The following is a 16,217-nucleotide window of genomic DNA, read 5'->3' as shown; positions in this document are numbered from 1 at the left end:
ATTAATTAATCAATCGGATTCAAAACTTTTCTCAAAAACTCTTTTGTTCTATCATTTTTAGGATTTTCAAAAACTTCACTTGGAGCTGCATCTTCCAAAATATGTCCACCATCCATAAAAAATACTCTATTTGCAACATTTCTTGCGAATCCCATCTCGTGAGTTACTACAATCATTGTCATTCCAGCTTGTGCAAGTTCCTTCATAACAATAAGAACTTCTCCTATCATCTCTGGATCAAGTGCACTTGTAGGTTCATCAAATAACATAATTTGTGGATCCATAGCTAATGCTCTTGCAATTGCTACCCTTTGTTTTTGTCCACCTGATAACTTATTTGGATAAACATCTTTTTTATCTTCCAAACCAACTTTTTTCAACAATTCAATTGCTTTTTCTTCAGCTTCAACTTTTGAGATTTTTTTTAATTTTACTGGTCCCAAAATAATATTCTCAAGCACAGTTTTATGTGGATATAGATTAAAATGCTGAAAAACCATTCCGACATTTTCACGAATTTTATTTATATTCACATTTTTTTGTAAAATATTCGTTCCATGTATAAAAATTTCCCCTGAAGTTGGTTCTTCAAGCCTATTAATGCATCTTAAAAAAGTCGATTTCCCCGAACCAGACGGTCCTATTATTGAAATCACTTCTCCTTCTCTTATTTCCGTATTAATTCCCTTTAGAACTTCAAGTTTTCCATACGATTTCTTTAGATTTTTTATTTTAATCATTTCTTGAGCACAATCTTTTGAATTAATCATTTCTTCTTAACCTCACTTCCAGTATTCTTCCTAAAAATGAAAATACTTTTACACTCACATAGTAAATAATACCTGTAAATAATATTGGTCCAACACTATAATAAGAGGCTTGAAGTCCATTACTATTCATTGTTATATCAACGACACTTATATATCCCACAACAGATGTTTCTTTAAATAGCGTGATAAATTCGTTTACAAGTGCAGGTAATATATTTTTTACAGCTTGTGGCATAATTATTTCGTTCATTGCCATTTTATAAGGCATTCCTGTTGCTCTTGCCGCTTCCATTTGTCCTTTGTCAATACTTTCAATTCCCGAACGCACCACTTCCGCAACATATGCAGCACTATTTAAACCCAACGCAATCATTGCTATCCAGTAATTATCAAATACTTTTATAAGCACTGAAAGTATAAGTAATTGTAATATCATAGGTGTTCCACGCATTATATCTATGTATTCATCAATTATTATTTCCTTTGCCATATCAAAAGTTGGAAATTTTGTTTTTTGAAATTTCAAAAACGCCAAAAACATTCCAAAAAATATTCCAATTAAAGCTCCTCCAATTGTCAATCCAACCGTTGTTACTAAATAACTGTCAACAAGGTAAAGTTTCCATTCATGTGGTTTTAATTCTTTTGGAAATGCAAATATAAATCCAACTGCTACAATTATCAGGAAAAATGATACTTTTAATACTTTTCTCAAATTTTCTATATTTTTCATAATCTTATGAACTTTTTTGTCCACATCCTCCTTCCAAAATTTTTGCATATATTATATTATACCTAATATTTTACACTTTTTCAATAAAAAGTTAAAAAAACTTATTTTTATGAAAATTTTAGAAAAAATAACATTTTTATTGCTTTTCTTTTCTTTTTATGTTAAAATTGCATTAATAGAAATAATAAGAAAGGGTGTGAAATCAATGATAACCGTTTCTATAAATGCTAATCCTGACATAGAGAACAAAATAAATAACTATGTTAAGGAAAATAATATCAATTTAAACCAGGTAATGTTAGATTTAATTCTTGAAAAAATCGAAGATGAAGAAGACTACAAATTGGCTATTGAGGCTTATGAAGAAGAAAAAGACAACAGAGAAAACTGGATTAGCCACGAAGATTTAATAAAAAAATTAGGGTTGGAAAATGAAATATAGTCTAATGTACTCTGAAAAAGCACAGAAACAACTAAATAAACTAGATAATTCTATGAAATCAAAAATTTTAAAATATATTGATCAAAATCTTTTCGATACAGATAATCCAAAAAAATTTGGAAAAGCTTTAAGATATAATCTAAAAGGATTTTGGAGATATCGAGTTGAAAATTATAGGATTATTGCAAAAATTGAAGAAAATGAATTACTTATTTTGGTTGTTCAAATAGATAAAAGGGATAAAATTTATATTTAAAATTTCTGAATTGAATTTTAAATTATTGGGTTAAATTGAGTATTAAAAATAAAAAACTGTCTGATATTCTTGATTTTAAAAACAACAGGCAGTTTTATTTCGCATATATAAAATTTTTACTAAGTGTGTTCATAATTTTGTGTAGACTAATAGATAAATCCATTAAATTCAATACTTTTCTATTCTATTTACACAAAATTTTTATGCACACAATTAAGAATATTATTTAGCATATCAGTATTTAAAGTTTAGTACTTTTGATACAATATCAAAAATATTAATTTTAAAATCTTCTTTAGTTACATCTATCGATTTCAGAAACTCTTTATTATCTCTTAATGATTTCCATAACAATTTTTTCTCTATCTCATTGGTATTAATCTTGTATAAAAGATTTGCCAGAGCAATAATTGATCTTTTTTCAGACGAACTATACCATGCGCTATATTTTCTTTTTATATATTCATCAAGATCTTCATTTGTATATTTAGGCTGTAATTCCTTTATAGGATTTACCAATAACTGAGTGCATAATGCCATTAAATGAATATACTTTTTAAGTTCCTGCTGTTGTTCTTCTGTCATTTTATTATAATCTAACCCTAAATTTGGTATAACTCTAATAGCAACTTTTAATTCTATATTTCCATTGTCAATTTGTTTAATACGATCATCTAATTCATTTATTGCTAATTCAAAAGATTTCAAATCACGGTTACTAATCCTTATAAATAAATTTTCAAGACATTTTTGATCATTTTTATTTTTCCAAAATAAAAGTCCCCCTGCTATAACTCCAACTCCTGCAATAGCCAATCCAATAGGCCCCATTAAAGCAAGAAATGCTTCCCCAGCAGCCATTCCACCTCCACCTGCTGCAAGTGCACCTCCTCCAATCCATGCCAAACCTGCATTCATAGCCGCAGCACCACTCAAAGCAGATATAGCAGTTCCTGTTGAAGCAACACCAAATGTGGTAGCAATACCCATAGCTACACCAGGACCCAAAGCAGCAACGGCAACACCAGCTCCAATTCCAACTCCCGCAACTCCAGCAGCAGTAGCATCTTTATTCTTTATTTCTTCATATTTTTTTATTATCTCATCAACTTGATTTTTCCAATTTAATCTAATTTGTTTTAATTCTTCATACCGTATTTTTTCTTCATTTGGTATATTTTGAACTTTATCAAATTCTTCTTGAATATTCGTTAATGTTGTGTTTAAAATACCTAAATGTTCTCCCAATATAGTTATTTTTTCATTTACTCTAACAACCATTTTTTGTACTTTGTCCTGCATCTTTTCAAGTTCTGTTTTTCCTTTTTTCATATATTATTTCCTCCATCTAAAACTAAAATAAAAATTTATATTTATATTATACCCCCCCCCCCGAATTTGATTTTAATTACAAAATAATTAAAATTAATTAAATTATTATTTCGTTTTTTGCATTATTTTTGAAAAACATCAAAAAAACGGAAAATTTTTTCATAAAAAGTTAAAACATAGGACATGTTGTAAAAATTTTTGAAAGAAGGTGAAGTAATTATAAATTTTTTCAATGGTTCAAGACCTTTTATTAACAAGCAATATAAAGTACAATTTCTATTTTTTAAATAAAGTTTAGTTTAAATATAAATAAAAAAAACTACACCACTTTAATTATAAATAAATTTTTGGTGCAGTCCATATTTTTTATAAAATCTCAACTAACAAACTTTGAAACCCTTCAAAAACAACTTTCTCTCCATCTTTTTCAAACCCATCAAAATTATTAATCAAAATTTCTCCAATTTTAATTTCTTTTTCTCCAAGAGCTTTTGCAATTTCACTCAATTTAACTTCTTGTTTCAACTCAGAAAAATTACTAATACAAAGAACTTTTTGATTTTTATATTTTCTCACATAAGCAATAATTTTTTCATTCTCCAACGGAACAGAAATAAAATCACCAAAAGTCAAGCAATCTGAATATTTCCCATTTTGTCTCAAATCAATCATTTTTTTGTAATGTGAAAAAATTGAATCTTTGTCATTTATTTGGTCTGCTACATTTGTTGTGGCTTGGCTTCCTGTTAATTTTATCCATGATTTTGAGTTTTCATCTTTTGAAAAACCAGCGTTTTTGCTGTTATCCCATTGCATAGGTGTTCTTGAATTGTCACGGCTTTGTTTATTTACAAAATATAATGCTTCTTCAGATGAAAATCCTTCTCCTAATGCCCGTTGATATTGGTCTTTACTTGCAATATCATCAAATTCAGAAATATCATTTCTCACAAAATTATCCATCCCAATTTCTTGACCTTGATAAATAAACGGTGTTCCTCGCAAAAAGAAAAATACATTTGCTAACAATTTTGCATTTGTTTCATTCGCTTTTTCACCAAAAAATTTATTCAAACTTCTTGGCAAATCGTGATTTTCAAAGAATGGTGCTCCCCATCCATATTTTTGCTGAGTCAGTTGACTTTCAAAAATAGCATCCCTAAGCTCTATTGTTGGAATATCTCTCAATGAATAATAAAATCCGCCTTTTGTCATATCTAAATCCGTATAGCTAAAATCAAAAATCATTGTAAAAAATCCATCATCTCCAATGAAATCATTGTATCTTTCATACTCAAGCATTGGAGTTTCCGCAACAGTCATCGCATTATATTTTTTGAAAGTTTCTTTTGCCAATTCTCTTAAAAACTCTTCAATTCCAGGCTGATTCAAAGTATATTCCACATTGTGTGCCATTCCATCCGCTCCATCAACTGGCAAATCCAAATATCTTGCATCTTTTTTTATCGAATTAATCGCATCAACTCTAAATCCAGCAATTCCCTTTTCAAGCCAATAATTTACCATTTTGTAAAGCTCTTTCCTAACTTCAGGATTTTCCCAATTTAAGTCAGGCTGTTTTTTTGTAAATAAATGCAAATAGTACATTTCATTTCCATTTTCATCAGCTTCTCCTTCAACTTTTTCCCAAGCAGAACCTCCAAAATGTGATCTCCAGTTTGTTGGTGGCAATCCATTTTCTCCTCTTTTGAAAATATAGTAATTTCTGTACTTGCTTTCAGGATTTTTCAATGCTTCCAAAAACCACTCGTGCTCATCAGAAGTATGATTAATTACCAAATCTAAAATTACTTTTATCCCTCTTTTTTCGGCCTCTGCAATCAATTTTTCCAAATCTTCCTTTGTCCCGAATTCAGGATTCACATCATAATAATCTGAAATATCATATCCATTGTCATCCATTGGCGACTTAAAAATTGGACAAACCCAAATAAGCGTTATTCCTAAATTCTTCAAATAATCTAATTTCTCTGTAATTCCATTCAAATCTCCAATTCCATCGTTATTACTATCATAAAAACTTCTTGGATAAATTTGATATCCAACTTCTTTTTTCCACCATTTTTTATCTAATTTTTTTATATCCATTTTTTCTCCTTCATATTTAATTTATAAACAATTTATAAACTTTTATTAATATAACTTTTTTCTTTTTTGGTTAATGAACATTGACATTATTTAACCTTTAAAAATTTATTTTTACAACTGATTAATAAAAAATAATTTATAAGTAATTATATCAAAAAAAAAGACACTACTTCAATAGCAGTGCCTTTATTTTTGCAATTTATTTTACTATACCATGCTGAATGGTTATTTTTTTAAATAATTATATCATAATTAATTAACATTTCAAGCACTAAAAATTATTTATTTCAAATCTGTTATTTCAAAACTGGCCAGAAATCTTTATTAGCCTCAATCAAGTCATCCAAAATAGCTTTTGCAACAGATGCACTTGGCACAGTTCTTGACAATGTAATTGCCTGCCATAATTTTTGGTATGAACCTTCAATCCATGCTTCTACTGTTAATTTTTCAACAGAAACTTGTTGTTCCATTAAACCTTTTTGGAATTGAGGAATTTTACCTTGAACAATTTTTTCAGGTCCGTTTGAACCTACTATACAAGGTACTTCAACCATTGCAGTTGAATCAAAGTTTGAGATTGCTCCGTCATTTTCTACGATTAATAACATTCTTTCTTTTGTATCATAAGCAATTGCTCTTGCCAAGTCAACTATGTATGAAGCATGATCGTCTACATGAAGTTTACTATCTTTTGCAGTTCCTTTTTCAGCGATTGCTCTACATTCACCAAATACGAATTTTTCCCTTCCTTCCATTACTTCATTTGCTCTTGTGTGGTTAGGGTTTGAATGCTCTACCACATAGTCAGGGAATAAGTAGTATTTTAAGTATGTGTTTGGTAATGTTGTAGGGTCAACTGCAAATACATCTCTTGCTTTTGTAAATGTATCATTCCAGCTTGCTTCTGTATTTTCTCCTTCAATTTCTACATTATACCCTATTTTTGCAACTTTTTCTTTTAATTCAGGCATTAAGTCTTTTCCATGTTTATCTCTAATGTCTGTCCACCAACCAAAGTGATTCAATCCAAAGTATCTGATTACCATATCTTTTCTTGATTTCAATCCAAGCATTTCAGCCATTCTTATTTCAATTCCAATTGGCATATCGCAAATATTCAATATTTTAGAATTTGGACGCAATCTTCTAGTTGCTTCTGCTACAATTGCCGCAGGATTTGAGTAGTTCAACATCCAAGCATTTGGCGAATATTTTTCCATATAATCAACTAATTCAATAACTCCACCAATTGAACGCATTCCATAAGCGATTCCTCCTGGTCCACAAGTTTCTTGTCCTAATACTCCGTGTTTCAAAGGTATTTTTTCATCTTTTTCACGCATTGCATATTTTCCAACTCTTATATGTGCCATAACAAAGTCAACATCTGTAAATGCTGTTTCGGGATCAGTTGTATAAACAAAATTAATATCAGGTGCTTTTTCTTTTATTATAATGTCACACGCTTTTGCAATAACTTCTTGTCTTTCAGCGTCATTATCATAAAATTTAATCTGTCTAATTGGAAATTTATCCAAGTTTTCTAACAACATCAAAACAATTCCTGGAGTAAATGTACTCCCTCCACCAGCTACTACGATTGAAAATTTTTTCATAATTAATCATCTCCTATAATTTATTAATCATATATTTTTTTCTTTTCTTATTTCAATATTAATTATAACATATTTTTTAAAAAAGTCAATAGGTTTATATAAATCTTTTAAAATTTTTATAATTATTATATAAATCTTTTGTTTTAGTTGTTATTTAAAGCAATTTATTGTATAATATATAAAAATGATATGAAAGGTTTATACAAATGACTAAATATGAAAAAGTATATTATGATATAAAGGAGAAAATTAAAAATGGTATTATTAAATCAGGAGATTTTTTAAAAAAAGAAGATGACTTGGCAAAAGATTATAATTTTTCTAAACTTACTGTAAGAAAGGCTCTTTCTATGCTGGAAACTGAAGGTTTTATTCAAAAAGTGAAGGGAAAAAAATCAATTGTACTGGAGAAAAAAAATTTGGAAAATATTTCTCTGACTTCAATTCAAACTGTGCAGGAACTCAATAAACTTCAAAATATTAATCTTGAAACCGACTTAATCAGCTTATATATTGTTCAGGGAGATAAAAAATTAATGAAAGAATTTCAAGTTTCTGAAAGCGCTGATTTCTACAAAGTTGTCCGTACAAATTCCTTAAATGGGGAAGTTTTAAATTATTCCACAAGTTTTTTTGACAGAAAAATTGTACCTTTTTTGAATGAAGAGATTGCCAAAAAGTCGATATATGAATATTTGGAAAAGGATTTGAAATTAAAGATCGGTTATTCTCGAAGAGATATTAATTTCAGAAAGATCACTCCAGAAGAACAAAAATATCTCAAATTAAAAGATATAAATATGGTTGTTGTTATTGAAACTCATGCCTATTTATCAAATGGAACACTTTTTCAGTATGAAACAATAATTCATCATCCTGAGAAATTTACTTTTACCGCTATTGCAAAAAGATAATTTTTATACAAAAAAAGAGGTTATATCATTTTTGAAGCAACCTCTTTTTCTTTTATTTTGAAAATTTTTCAAATGCTTTAACAAATCCAATCGTATAAATATCAAAAAATAAATTTACATTTTTTTCGGGAATATCACCTAACGCCATCATCACATTTTTAGCAAAATGTACAGGACTATCCCCTTTCGCAGTTATCAAGTTTCCATCAATCACTGACTCCATCTCCACAAAATTTTTAGCATTCGTATAATTCGAATTATCTTTTATTTCATCAAAGCTATTTACTGTATGTTTTCGATCATTCAATAATCCATTTGTCGCAAGAAAATATGCAGCATCACAAATAGCACCTACAACTTTATTAGGATTATTTTTAAATTTTTTCACAAGCTCAACGATCTTATTATTTGTTTCTTCTGTTTGACTTCTCCAAGTTCTCCCACCAATTAAAACTAATCCATCTACATCATTTTCATCAATCTCTTTCAATGTCAAATCAGGTAACACTTTTAAATTTCCCATTGACTTTTTTAAATTTTTATCAATTGAAGCAAAGTTAGTTGTATAATTTTTTGTTATATTCTTATCATTCAATGCTGAAGATAAAAAAGCTGCTTCCCAATCTGCAAATTCATCTAAAATTACAAAAACTATATTTTTCATTTTATCTCCTTTAATTATTAAAAAATTCTATTTATTTTATTTAACAATAAGAAATCAGAATCCCTCGCTAAATAACATAATTTTATATAAAAGAAAGAACTTTCTCAAGTTTTGTATTTTAAAAATTTAAAATTTTTAACTTTTGAAAATTCTTTCTTAATTTTTTTATAAAATTTAATTTCAATTATTTATTATTTATCAAATTTTATTTTTACCCTTTTTTCATCATGTCTTCAATTCTTTCTCTTACTTGAGGTACTGACAATCCGATGATTACTTGAATAGCTGTTCCTTTTCTAACTACACCATGAGCTCCTGCTGCTTTAAAACGCTGCATCTGGTAATAATTTACTTGCATCTTTTACACTTACTCTAAGTCTAGTTGCACAGTTATTAAGTTCTTCAATATTTTCTCTTCCACCTAATGCTTCAAGAATGATTGCACCTTTTTGAGCATATTCATCTCCACCAGCTGCGGCAGCTGCACCTTGTGCTCCACCTTCACCATGTTTAGCTCTATAGTCAGCTTTTGTATAAAGTTTCATTTCTTCATCTTCATCTTCTCTACCTGGAGTTTTTAAATCCATTTTTAAAATTAAGAATCTGAATAATACGAAGTAAATACATGTAAAGATTAATCCAATTACAATTTGAGTAATTACTGTTCCACTATGGTTTTTAAACATTGGAATCCAGTTTAAGAACATAAAGTCTAAGAATCCTCCACCGAAGTTTCCTACAACTCCGAACATATACATCAATGTTGACATTGTTGCAGCTAATACTGCGTGTAATCCAAATAATACTGGTGCTATAAATAAGAATGTAAATTCAAGTGGTTCTGTAATTCCTGAAACTATTGCAGTTAATAAAAACTGGTAATAACAATCCTGCTACTTTTTTCTTGTTTTCAGGTTTAGCAGTTGAATACATTGCAAGTGCGATACCTACTGAACCAAAGATTTTTGAGTTACCGTGTAATGCAAATCCACCTTGTGGGAACATTTCTTTTAAAGGTTTTGTAGATTGAGCAAATTGACTTATATGTTGAACCCAGTAAGTTTGAATTCCACCTGGAACTGCTGCTGGTCCGAATATAAATGGTGTATATACAAAGTGATGCAATCCTGTTGGAATCAATGCTCTTTCAAGGAATGTGTAAATCCATACTCCAATTGGTCCTGAAACTTTTAATAATTGTTGCAAGTTGTTAATTCCAATTTGAACTTTTGGCCAGCAAAGTGCAGTTATGAAAGCACATGGAATCATTACTAAGAAACCAATAATATAAACAAATACTGTTCCTTGAAATACTCCTAAAAAGTCTGGTAACTTTTTATCAAAATATTTATTATGTAAATAAACTACTATTGCAGAAATTATAATTGCACCAAATAAGTTTGTATCTAGTGTTTTTACTCCAGCAATTACTGCAAGTCCACTTGTTCCTCCAGCTTCTTGACTCATGTCAACACCAAAGAAGCTCCATTGTGCAAGCATTGCAGCTACAAAATAATTATAAGTTGTATATAAAGCAAACGCTTCCAAACATGCTCTTGCATTTGTTTTATTCGCAAGGCTGATTGGCAATCCGATTGCGAACAATAATGGCATTTGTCTAAATACTGTCCAACCACCTTCACTTATCACAAACCAGAATTTATACCAGTTTGTCCCTTCATTTGCAATTGAACCCATTACTTGTGGATTCGTAAATAGTGATGCTATTCCTACGACTATCCCTGTGAATGCGAATAATAGAACTGGCGCCATCATTGCTCCACCGAACCGTTGAATTTTTTTCATCATGATTGAGTACCTCCTAAAAATATTTATAAATTAAAATTTGTTTTACACATTAGTTATACCTCATAATTTTCATTTGTCAAGACATTTACGGAAAACTTTTTAAATTTTTTTTTATCTTTTACCAAAATGAAGCTTTTATAACTCTATTTTCACTTCCAAACCAAAGTGATCTGAAACAACTCCTTTATTTTCTCCATTAAAAATAACTTTACTTTCTAAAACTTTTACTTTTTTATTTGAAAAAATATAATCTAGTCTTTTTTCAGAACCGCTAGTTGCCCAACCATCAATTTTTTTATTGACTGTTATTCCACTATCTTTTTTTTCAGCTAATTCATAAGTATCGAATAATCCTTGATTTATTATATTTTGATAAGCTTCTTGATTATGTATCGCATCTGTGTTAAAATCTCCCATCAAAAATTTTAAATTATCATTTTTCGTTCTTTTTAAAATTGTCTGAATATTTTCTCCCATATCTTCTGTTTCACAATTTGGCAAATTCATATGACAACTGTAAAACTCTATTTCTTGTCCTTCGTAATCCAAAGTTATACTTACAATCCTTCTTGCATTAATAACTCTGACAGATTGCGAAAAAGTGCAATAAAACTCATCCTCATCTTTTATTGGATGCTTTGTAATAATTGCCACTCCTTCGTCATATTTCCCAAAACCGATGTGAGAATTGCTCCAATGATAATAATAATCAGTATCTGTGTACTTTTCCAGCTTTTCCAGCAATTTCCATCCGTAATTATCGTTTCGAATTCCATCGTAAATAACTGGACTATTCATAAGCTGATTCACTTCTTGCATAGCGATTACATCATACTGCTTTTCAGCAATCGTCTTTGCCAAAATTTCCATCTTCTCATCTTGATTTTCTTCCAACCACGCATGTGTGTTGATTGTCAATAATTTCATTCCACTGCCTCCTATTTTTTATTTTTGTTAATTATTTTACACTTTAATATTACAACATTTTTTTTATATAGTCAAGATATTCGGATAAGTATAATTTTTTTTAATAACTTTTACGGATAAGTTGACTTTTTAAAAAAAATATAGTATATTTAAAGTAATATAGATTTTACAAAAATATATTTTTTAATAAAAAATTTTAGGAGGCTACTATGTTTAAAAGAAGTTCTGGGATTTTATTACACCCAACTTCACTTCCAGGAAAATATGGAATTGGAACACTTGGAAGAGAAGCTTTTAATTTTGTAGATTTTTTGAAAAAATCTAATCAAAAACTTTGGCAAATTTTTCCACTTGGACCTACAGGTTACGGAGATTCGCCTTATCAATGTTTTTCTTCATTTGCAGGAAATCCTTACTTAATTGATTTTGATTTATTAATCGAACAAAATTTACTTTCAGGAAACGATCTTGAAAATATAAATTTTGGAGAAAACGAAGAATTTGTAGATTATGGAGCTATTTACAACAGTAAATATCCACTACTTAGAAAAGCTTACGAAAACTATAAAGTTAATCAAAATGACCAATTAAGAGAAAAATTTGAAGAATTTAAAGTTAAAAATGCTGAATGGTTAAACGACTACAGCCTTTACATTTCGTTAAAAAACCATTTTGGTGGACTTTCTTGGAACGAATGGCAAGAAGATATTAAAAACAGAGAACCACAAGCTATGGAGAGATATAGAAACGAACTTTCTGACGACATTGAATATCATAATTTCATTCAATTTTTATTCTTCTCACAATGGGAAGCTGTAAAAAGATACGCAAACGAAAACGGAATTAAAATCATCGGAGATATTCCAATATTTGTTGCTGCTGACAGTGCTGACACTTGGGCAAATACTGATATTTTCTTATTTGACAAAGATAAAAAACCAGTTAAAGTGGCAGGAGTTCCGCCTGATTATTTCAGTGCTACAGGACAACTTTGGGGAAATCCTTTATACGACTGGCAAAAATTGAAAGAAACTAACTACAAATGGTGGATCGATAGAGTAAAATCTAATCTTACAACTTGTGATATAATAAGAATCGATCACTTCAGAGGATTTGATGAATACTGGGCTGTTCCTTATGGAGATAAAACTGCACAGAATGGTACTTGGTGTCCAGGTCCTAGAATGGACTTATTTAACGCCATTAAAAATGAACTTGGAGATTTACCTATAATTGCCGAAGATTTAGGAACAATGACACAAGGAGTTATTGATTTAAGAAATGCTTCTGGTTTCCCAGGAATGAAAATTTTAGGATTTGCATTTGATTCAGCTGAAGAAAATGACTACTTGCCACACACATATGATAAAAACTGCGTTGTCTATACAGGTACTCACGACAACGACACAATCGTTGGATGGTTTGAAAAAGCAAAAGAAGAAGACAGACAATTTGCAAGAGATTATTTAAATTCAACAAATGATGCAAATATACACTGGGACGCTATAAGAGGAGCTTGGAGTTCAGTTGCAAATATCGCAATTGCACCAATTCAAGACTTTTTAGGACTTGGAAGCTATGCTCGTATAAATACGCCAGGACTTGCATCTGGAAACTGGCAATGGAGATTAAAACCAAATCAATTGACAGACGAACTAGCACAAAATATTGCAAAATTAACAAAAACTTATTCAAGATAATTTTAAAATAAATTTTTATAAAAAAATACTTCTAAAGTTTAATAATAATTTTAGAAGTATTTATTTTTTTCTTATGTATCTTTTTCTACAAAAAAATTACCCTTTATGATAAACGATAACATAACATAAAAGGTAATTTTATTTTTATATTAATTTTATTGTTGTGGTTGAACTATAACTGGTTCTGCTCCTTCAATTTTAAATTGAATTCTTCTATTTTCAAATCTTCCTTCTTCTGTTTCATTTGTATCAATTGGTTCACTTTCACCTTTTGATTCAACTCCTATAATTCTAGAAGGATCCATTCCAAATTCTAACAATTTGTCTCTAACCGCTACTGCTCTTCTCATTCCAAGTTTCATATTATATTCGTCAGATCCTTTTGAATCTGTATGTCCAATAATTACTACTCTTAAGTTCTTTTGTTCAACATAGTCTCTTAAGTTTCTCAATAATTCATAGTATCTTTCTTTAACTACTGATTTATCAAAATCAAAGTTCAATTTACCAGAATTAAATACTATATCTCCTTCATTTTCATCGATAATTCCTTCATCTTTTGCTTGTTCGATTACTTTTTCTAACTCAAGAGCATTAATTCTTATTGTATTTTCTCTCATTTGAGTTGTAGTCAATCTTCTCGCCATCACTGGTGCTGACAACATTAGAAGAGCGATTACAGCAATTATTGTTGATTTGGCTGTTCTTGTTGTTGTTGATTTGACCATGATTCAGCCTCCTTTTCAAGAGATTTATATTCTTTGCTTCCTGGGTATGGCTTGTTAGCTTTTAAATAATCTTCGATAGTATCTAATCTGTCTGTATTATAATCTACCAATCTAGCATTTGTACATGACAATGCTCCTAATCCTAATGCTAATAATATTAATTTTTTCATACTTTTGTCCTTTCCCTTTCTACGAATAAATTTTAAAATCTAAATTTTTTAGTTTCCAATTCTATCTTGGATTGCATCCAATCTTTCTTCCATTTGATCTAACAATTCATTAGTTTTATGAAATTTTTCTATATTGTTATTAATTTCGTCAACTCTTTTACTAATTCTTTGAACTTCACGATTCATTTGTTCACTTTCAGACATATTTCTTCCGTTTGATTTAAATCTTCTGTTAGTTGTATCTTTTTTAACTGATTTTACTGGTTTTACTTTTTTTGCTGGTACAGTAGTAACTGTTTCAGTTTCAACAACAACGGGTTGCTCATTTACTATTACTTCTCCTCTTTCACGAGCAGCTTGTCTTTGTTTTGCAACTTTTACTAATCTTTGAATTGCAGCGTCAGTATTTGAAGATTTTGCTGCAAATGAGAATTGACTAGCTAACATTAAAACTGCTAACATCCCTAATATTTTTTTCATTTTTTTTCCCTTCTATTAAAGTAAAATTACTAAATTAATTATTTAACTAAACATTTCACTTTAATTATTTTACTTTATTAACTTTTATTTTTTTTCCTGAATTTTTCTTAATAGATTTTTGTTTTTTTAAAGAATCTTTTTTCCCAATAATTTCATTGAAACTACCTAATTCTTGTTCTTCTCTTTGAACACTTCTTACAACTCTTTGGTAAAAATCTACTCTGTCTTTTGCTCTTTCAGAATTATATTCCAATTTTTCAAGTCTAGTTTGAGGTTTATGATAAACTTCTTCTTCTTCCGTTAAACTTCCATCATAATATTCAATCATCGATTTCGCTCTATCAGTTTTTTCTGGTTTTAAACTGTCATAATAATCATTTCTTGCATCTCTTATTACACTTTGTGCACTTTTCCCAAACATTGGTAAAGAGGATGCTATTACTACACCGAACAATAATAATTTACTGTTTTTTTTCATTTTCATTACCATTCCTTTCATTTTTTGATTAGTTCATAATTGATAAAAGTGCTTCTAGCTCATTAATTTTCTTTTCTTTTTCTGCAATCATTTTGTCGATATTTTTTGTATATTGGTCAAATTCTCTCAAAATGTTTTTATATTTATCTCTGTGCCATCTTACTTCAGAATCTTGTCTTAATTTTTCTGCAGTTTTATCTCTTCCTTCTTTTTTCAATTTTAATGCATCTAATTCAGATTGTAACTGTGCAATTTGTTTTTCATATGCTTCTTTTTGCGCAGCTTCTTTTTTCATTAAATTATTAAATTGAGATTCAATAGAATTCAAGCTACTTTCTATACTACTCTTTTGTTCTGCAGAGAAACTCATTGCTGAAACCATCATTATTCCCATTAATAAGAATACTATTTTTTTCATTTGTTTCCTCCTACTTTTTTATTTGAATCAATACTTTCCACTCCAAAGCATGATTAATATAAACTCTGTTTCATCACTCTATATTATTATACCAAATATTTTTTAAAAATACAATATCTTTATAATTTATTTTTAAGAAAATAAAACCCCTTTAAATAAAGGGATTCTATGCATTTTCTATTCTTTTTTAATAAAAAAATAATAATTATTTTGTTATTTTAACAAATTTAGAACTTCTTCAACTGTTTCCACAGATTCTATTTTTTCTACAAGTTCTTCTTCAAAACTCAATTTTGCAATTTCTGCAAGTAAATCTAAATGCTCTCCTTTTGCATTTTCTGGTGCAGCTATCATAAATATTAATTTTGAAGGTTCATCGTCCATACTGTCGAAATCAACTCCAGTTTTAGAAATTCCAAGTGCCAAAGACATTTTTTTTACTAAATGTGTTCTTGCGTGTGGAATTGCAACACCATCTTGCATTCCTGTTGGAGATAATTTTTCTCTTTCATAAATTGAAGAAATAAATTCGTCTAAATCATCAGCGCTCAAAATTCCATCTTTTACAAAAACTTGTGCCATTTCTTTGATAACTTCCGCTTTGCTTCTTCCTTCTAAATTCATTTTTATTCTGTTTTTTGATAAGTATTCCAAGATTTCCATTTTTT

Annotated in this window: 17 protein-coding genes and 1 pseudogene; 4 read left to right on the top strand and 14 right to left on the bottom strand. The window is 29.2% G+C overall.

Going from position 1 to position 16,217, the window contains the following annotated elements:
- Positions 1 to 5: 5 nt before the first annotated feature.
- Entirely contained in the window at positions 6 to 740 is a 735-nt protein-coding gene (locus J5A73_RS03725) for an amino acid ABC transporter ATP-binding protein (protein WP_211617282.1), read from the bottom strand.
- A gap of 22 nt (positions 741 to 762) precedes the next feature.
- Positions 763 to 1,503 (bottom strand): amino acid ABC transporter permease, encoded by a 741-nt coding sequence (locus tag J5A73_RS03720; protein ID WP_211616743.1) that lies wholly within the window; start codon positions 1,501 to 1,503, stop codon positions 763 to 765.
- Positions 1,504 to 1,612: 109 nt separating this feature from the next.
- Here J5A73_RS03720 and J5A73_RS03715 point away from each other — a divergent pair, with 109 nt between their 5' ends.
- Both J5A73_RS03715 and J5A73_RS03710 read left to right on the top strand, forming a co-directional pair.
- On the top strand, positions 1,613 to 1,945 hold the full coding sequence (locus J5A73_RS03715; protein WP_249069381.1) for a DUF6290 family protein: 333 nt from the start codon (positions 1,613 to 1,615) through the stop codon (positions 1,943 to 1,945).
- Entirely contained in the window at positions 1,935 to 2,201 is a 267-nt protein-coding gene (locus J5A73_RS03710; protein ID WP_211616741.1) for a type II toxin-antitoxin system RelE/ParE family toxin, read from the top strand. The genes J5A73_RS03715 and J5A73_RS03710 overlap by 11 nt, the downstream gene beginning before the upstream one ends.
- A 234-nt stretch (positions 2,202 to 2,435) precedes the next feature.
- Here the strand turns inward: J5A73_RS03710 and J5A73_RS03705 are convergent, their stop codons facing one another.
- The 3 genes from J5A73_RS03705 to J5A73_RS03695 all read right to left on the bottom strand — a co-directional run bounded on the left by J5A73_RS03705 (position 2,436) and on the right by J5A73_RS03695 (position 7,261).
- Positions 2,436 to 3,533 (bottom strand): hypothetical protein, encoded by a 1,098-nt coding sequence (locus tag J5A73_RS03705; RefSeq protein ID WP_211616739.1) that lies wholly within the window; start codon positions 3,531 to 3,533, stop codon positions 2,436 to 2,438.
- Positions 3,534 to 3,899: 366 nt separating this feature from the next.
- A complete protein-coding gene (locus J5A73_RS03700; protein ID WP_211616737.1) occupies positions 3,900 to 5,642 on the bottom strand; it encodes an alpha-glucosidase in 1,743 nt (580 codons plus the stop codon).
- 296 nt (positions 5,643 to 5,938) lie between these two features.
- Complete coding sequence (locus tag J5A73_RS03695) at positions 5,939 to 7,261, bottom strand: 6-phospho-alpha-glucosidase (RefSeq protein ID WP_211616734.1); 1,323 nt, start codon at positions 7,259 to 7,261, stop codon at positions 5,939 to 5,941.
- Between the two features lie 206 nt (positions 7,262 to 7,467).
- Between J5A73_RS03695 and J5A73_RS03690 the strand changes: the two genes are divergently transcribed.
- Positions 7,468 to 8,175, top strand: a complete 708-nt coding sequence (locus J5A73_RS03690) for a GntR family transcriptional regulator (protein WP_211616732.1) — start codon at positions 7,468 to 7,470, stop codon at positions 8,173 to 8,175.
- 52 nt (positions 8,176 to 8,227) lie between these two features.
- On the opposite strand, the gene J5A73_RS03685 is transcribed toward J5A73_RS03690, so the two are convergent.
- From J5A73_RS03685 to J5A73_RS03675, 3 genes and pseudogenes are all read right to left on the bottom strand, one after another.
- A complete protein-coding gene (locus J5A73_RS03685; RefSeq protein WP_211616730.1) occupies positions 8,228 to 8,839 on the bottom strand; it encodes a DJ-1/PfpI family protein in 612 nt (203 codons plus the stop codon).
- A 211-nt stretch (positions 8,840 to 9,050) separates the two neighbouring features.
- Positions 9,051 to 10,648, bottom strand: a pseudogene (locus J5A73_RS03680) (alpha-glucoside-specific PTS transporter subunit IIBC).
- Between the two features lie 135 nt (positions 10,649 to 10,783).
- Complete coding sequence (locus J5A73_RS03675; RefSeq protein ID WP_211616728.1) at positions 10,784 to 11,575, bottom strand: endonuclease/exonuclease/phosphatase family protein; 792 nt, start codon at positions 11,573 to 11,575, stop codon at positions 10,784 to 10,786.
- Positions 11,576 to 11,784: 209 nt separating this feature from the next.
- On the opposite strand from J5A73_RS03675, the gene malQ reads away from it, so the two are divergent.
- Entirely contained in the window at positions 11,785 to 13,275 is a 1,491-nt protein-coding gene (gene malQ, locus J5A73_RS03670; protein WP_211616727.1) for a 4-alpha-glucanotransferase, read from the top strand.
- A gap of 155 nt (positions 13,276 to 13,430) precedes the next feature.
- Here the strand turns inward: malQ and J5A73_RS03665 are convergent, their stop codons facing one another.
- From J5A73_RS03665 to J5A73_RS03640, 6 genes are all read right to left on the bottom strand, one after another.
- Positions 13,431 to 14,003, bottom strand: a complete 573-nt coding sequence (locus J5A73_RS03665; RefSeq protein WP_211616725.1) for an OmpA family protein — start codon at positions 14,001 to 14,003, stop codon at positions 13,431 to 13,433.
- On the bottom strand, positions 13,961 to 14,173 hold the full coding sequence (locus tag J5A73_RS03660; RefSeq protein WP_211616723.1) for a hypothetical protein: 213 nt from the start codon (positions 14,171 to 14,173) through the stop codon (positions 13,961 to 13,963). The genes J5A73_RS03665 and J5A73_RS03660 overlap by 43 nt, the downstream gene beginning before the upstream one ends.
- Before the next feature lie 48 nt (positions 14,174 to 14,221).
- A complete protein-coding gene (locus tag J5A73_RS03655; protein ID WP_211616720.1) occupies positions 14,222 to 14,653 on the bottom strand; it encodes an FAD-I family protein in 432 nt (143 codons plus the stop codon).
- 64 nt (positions 14,654 to 14,717) lie between these two features.
- Positions 14,718 to 15,152, bottom strand: a complete 435-nt coding sequence (locus J5A73_RS03650) for a hypothetical protein (RefSeq protein ID WP_249069380.1) — start codon at positions 15,150 to 15,152, stop codon at positions 14,718 to 14,720.
- A gap of 7 nt (positions 15,153 to 15,159) precedes the next feature.
- On the bottom strand, positions 15,160 to 15,549 hold the full coding sequence (locus tag J5A73_RS03645) for an adhesion protein FadA (RefSeq protein ID WP_211616718.1): 390 nt from the start codon (positions 15,547 to 15,549) through the stop codon (positions 15,160 to 15,162).
- A gap of 213 nt (positions 15,550 to 15,762) precedes the next feature.
- Positions 15,763 to 16,212: a PTS sugar transporter subunit IIA gene (locus tag J5A73_RS03640; RefSeq protein ID WP_211616716.1), complete on the bottom strand. Its 450-nt coding sequence runs from the start codon at positions 16,210 to 16,212 to the stop codon at positions 15,763 to 15,765.
- Positions 16,213 to 16,217: the final 5 nt, after the last annotated feature.

Source organism: Leptotrichia sp. oral taxon 218, from assembly GCF_018128225.1.
In the GTDB taxonomy this organism is placed as follows: Bacteria; Fusobacteriota; Fusobacteriia; order Fusobacteriales; family Leptotrichiaceae; genus Leptotrichia.
Note: the sequence above shows the minus strand (reverse complement) of the source record. Positions and strands in the feature narration are given on the sequence as shown.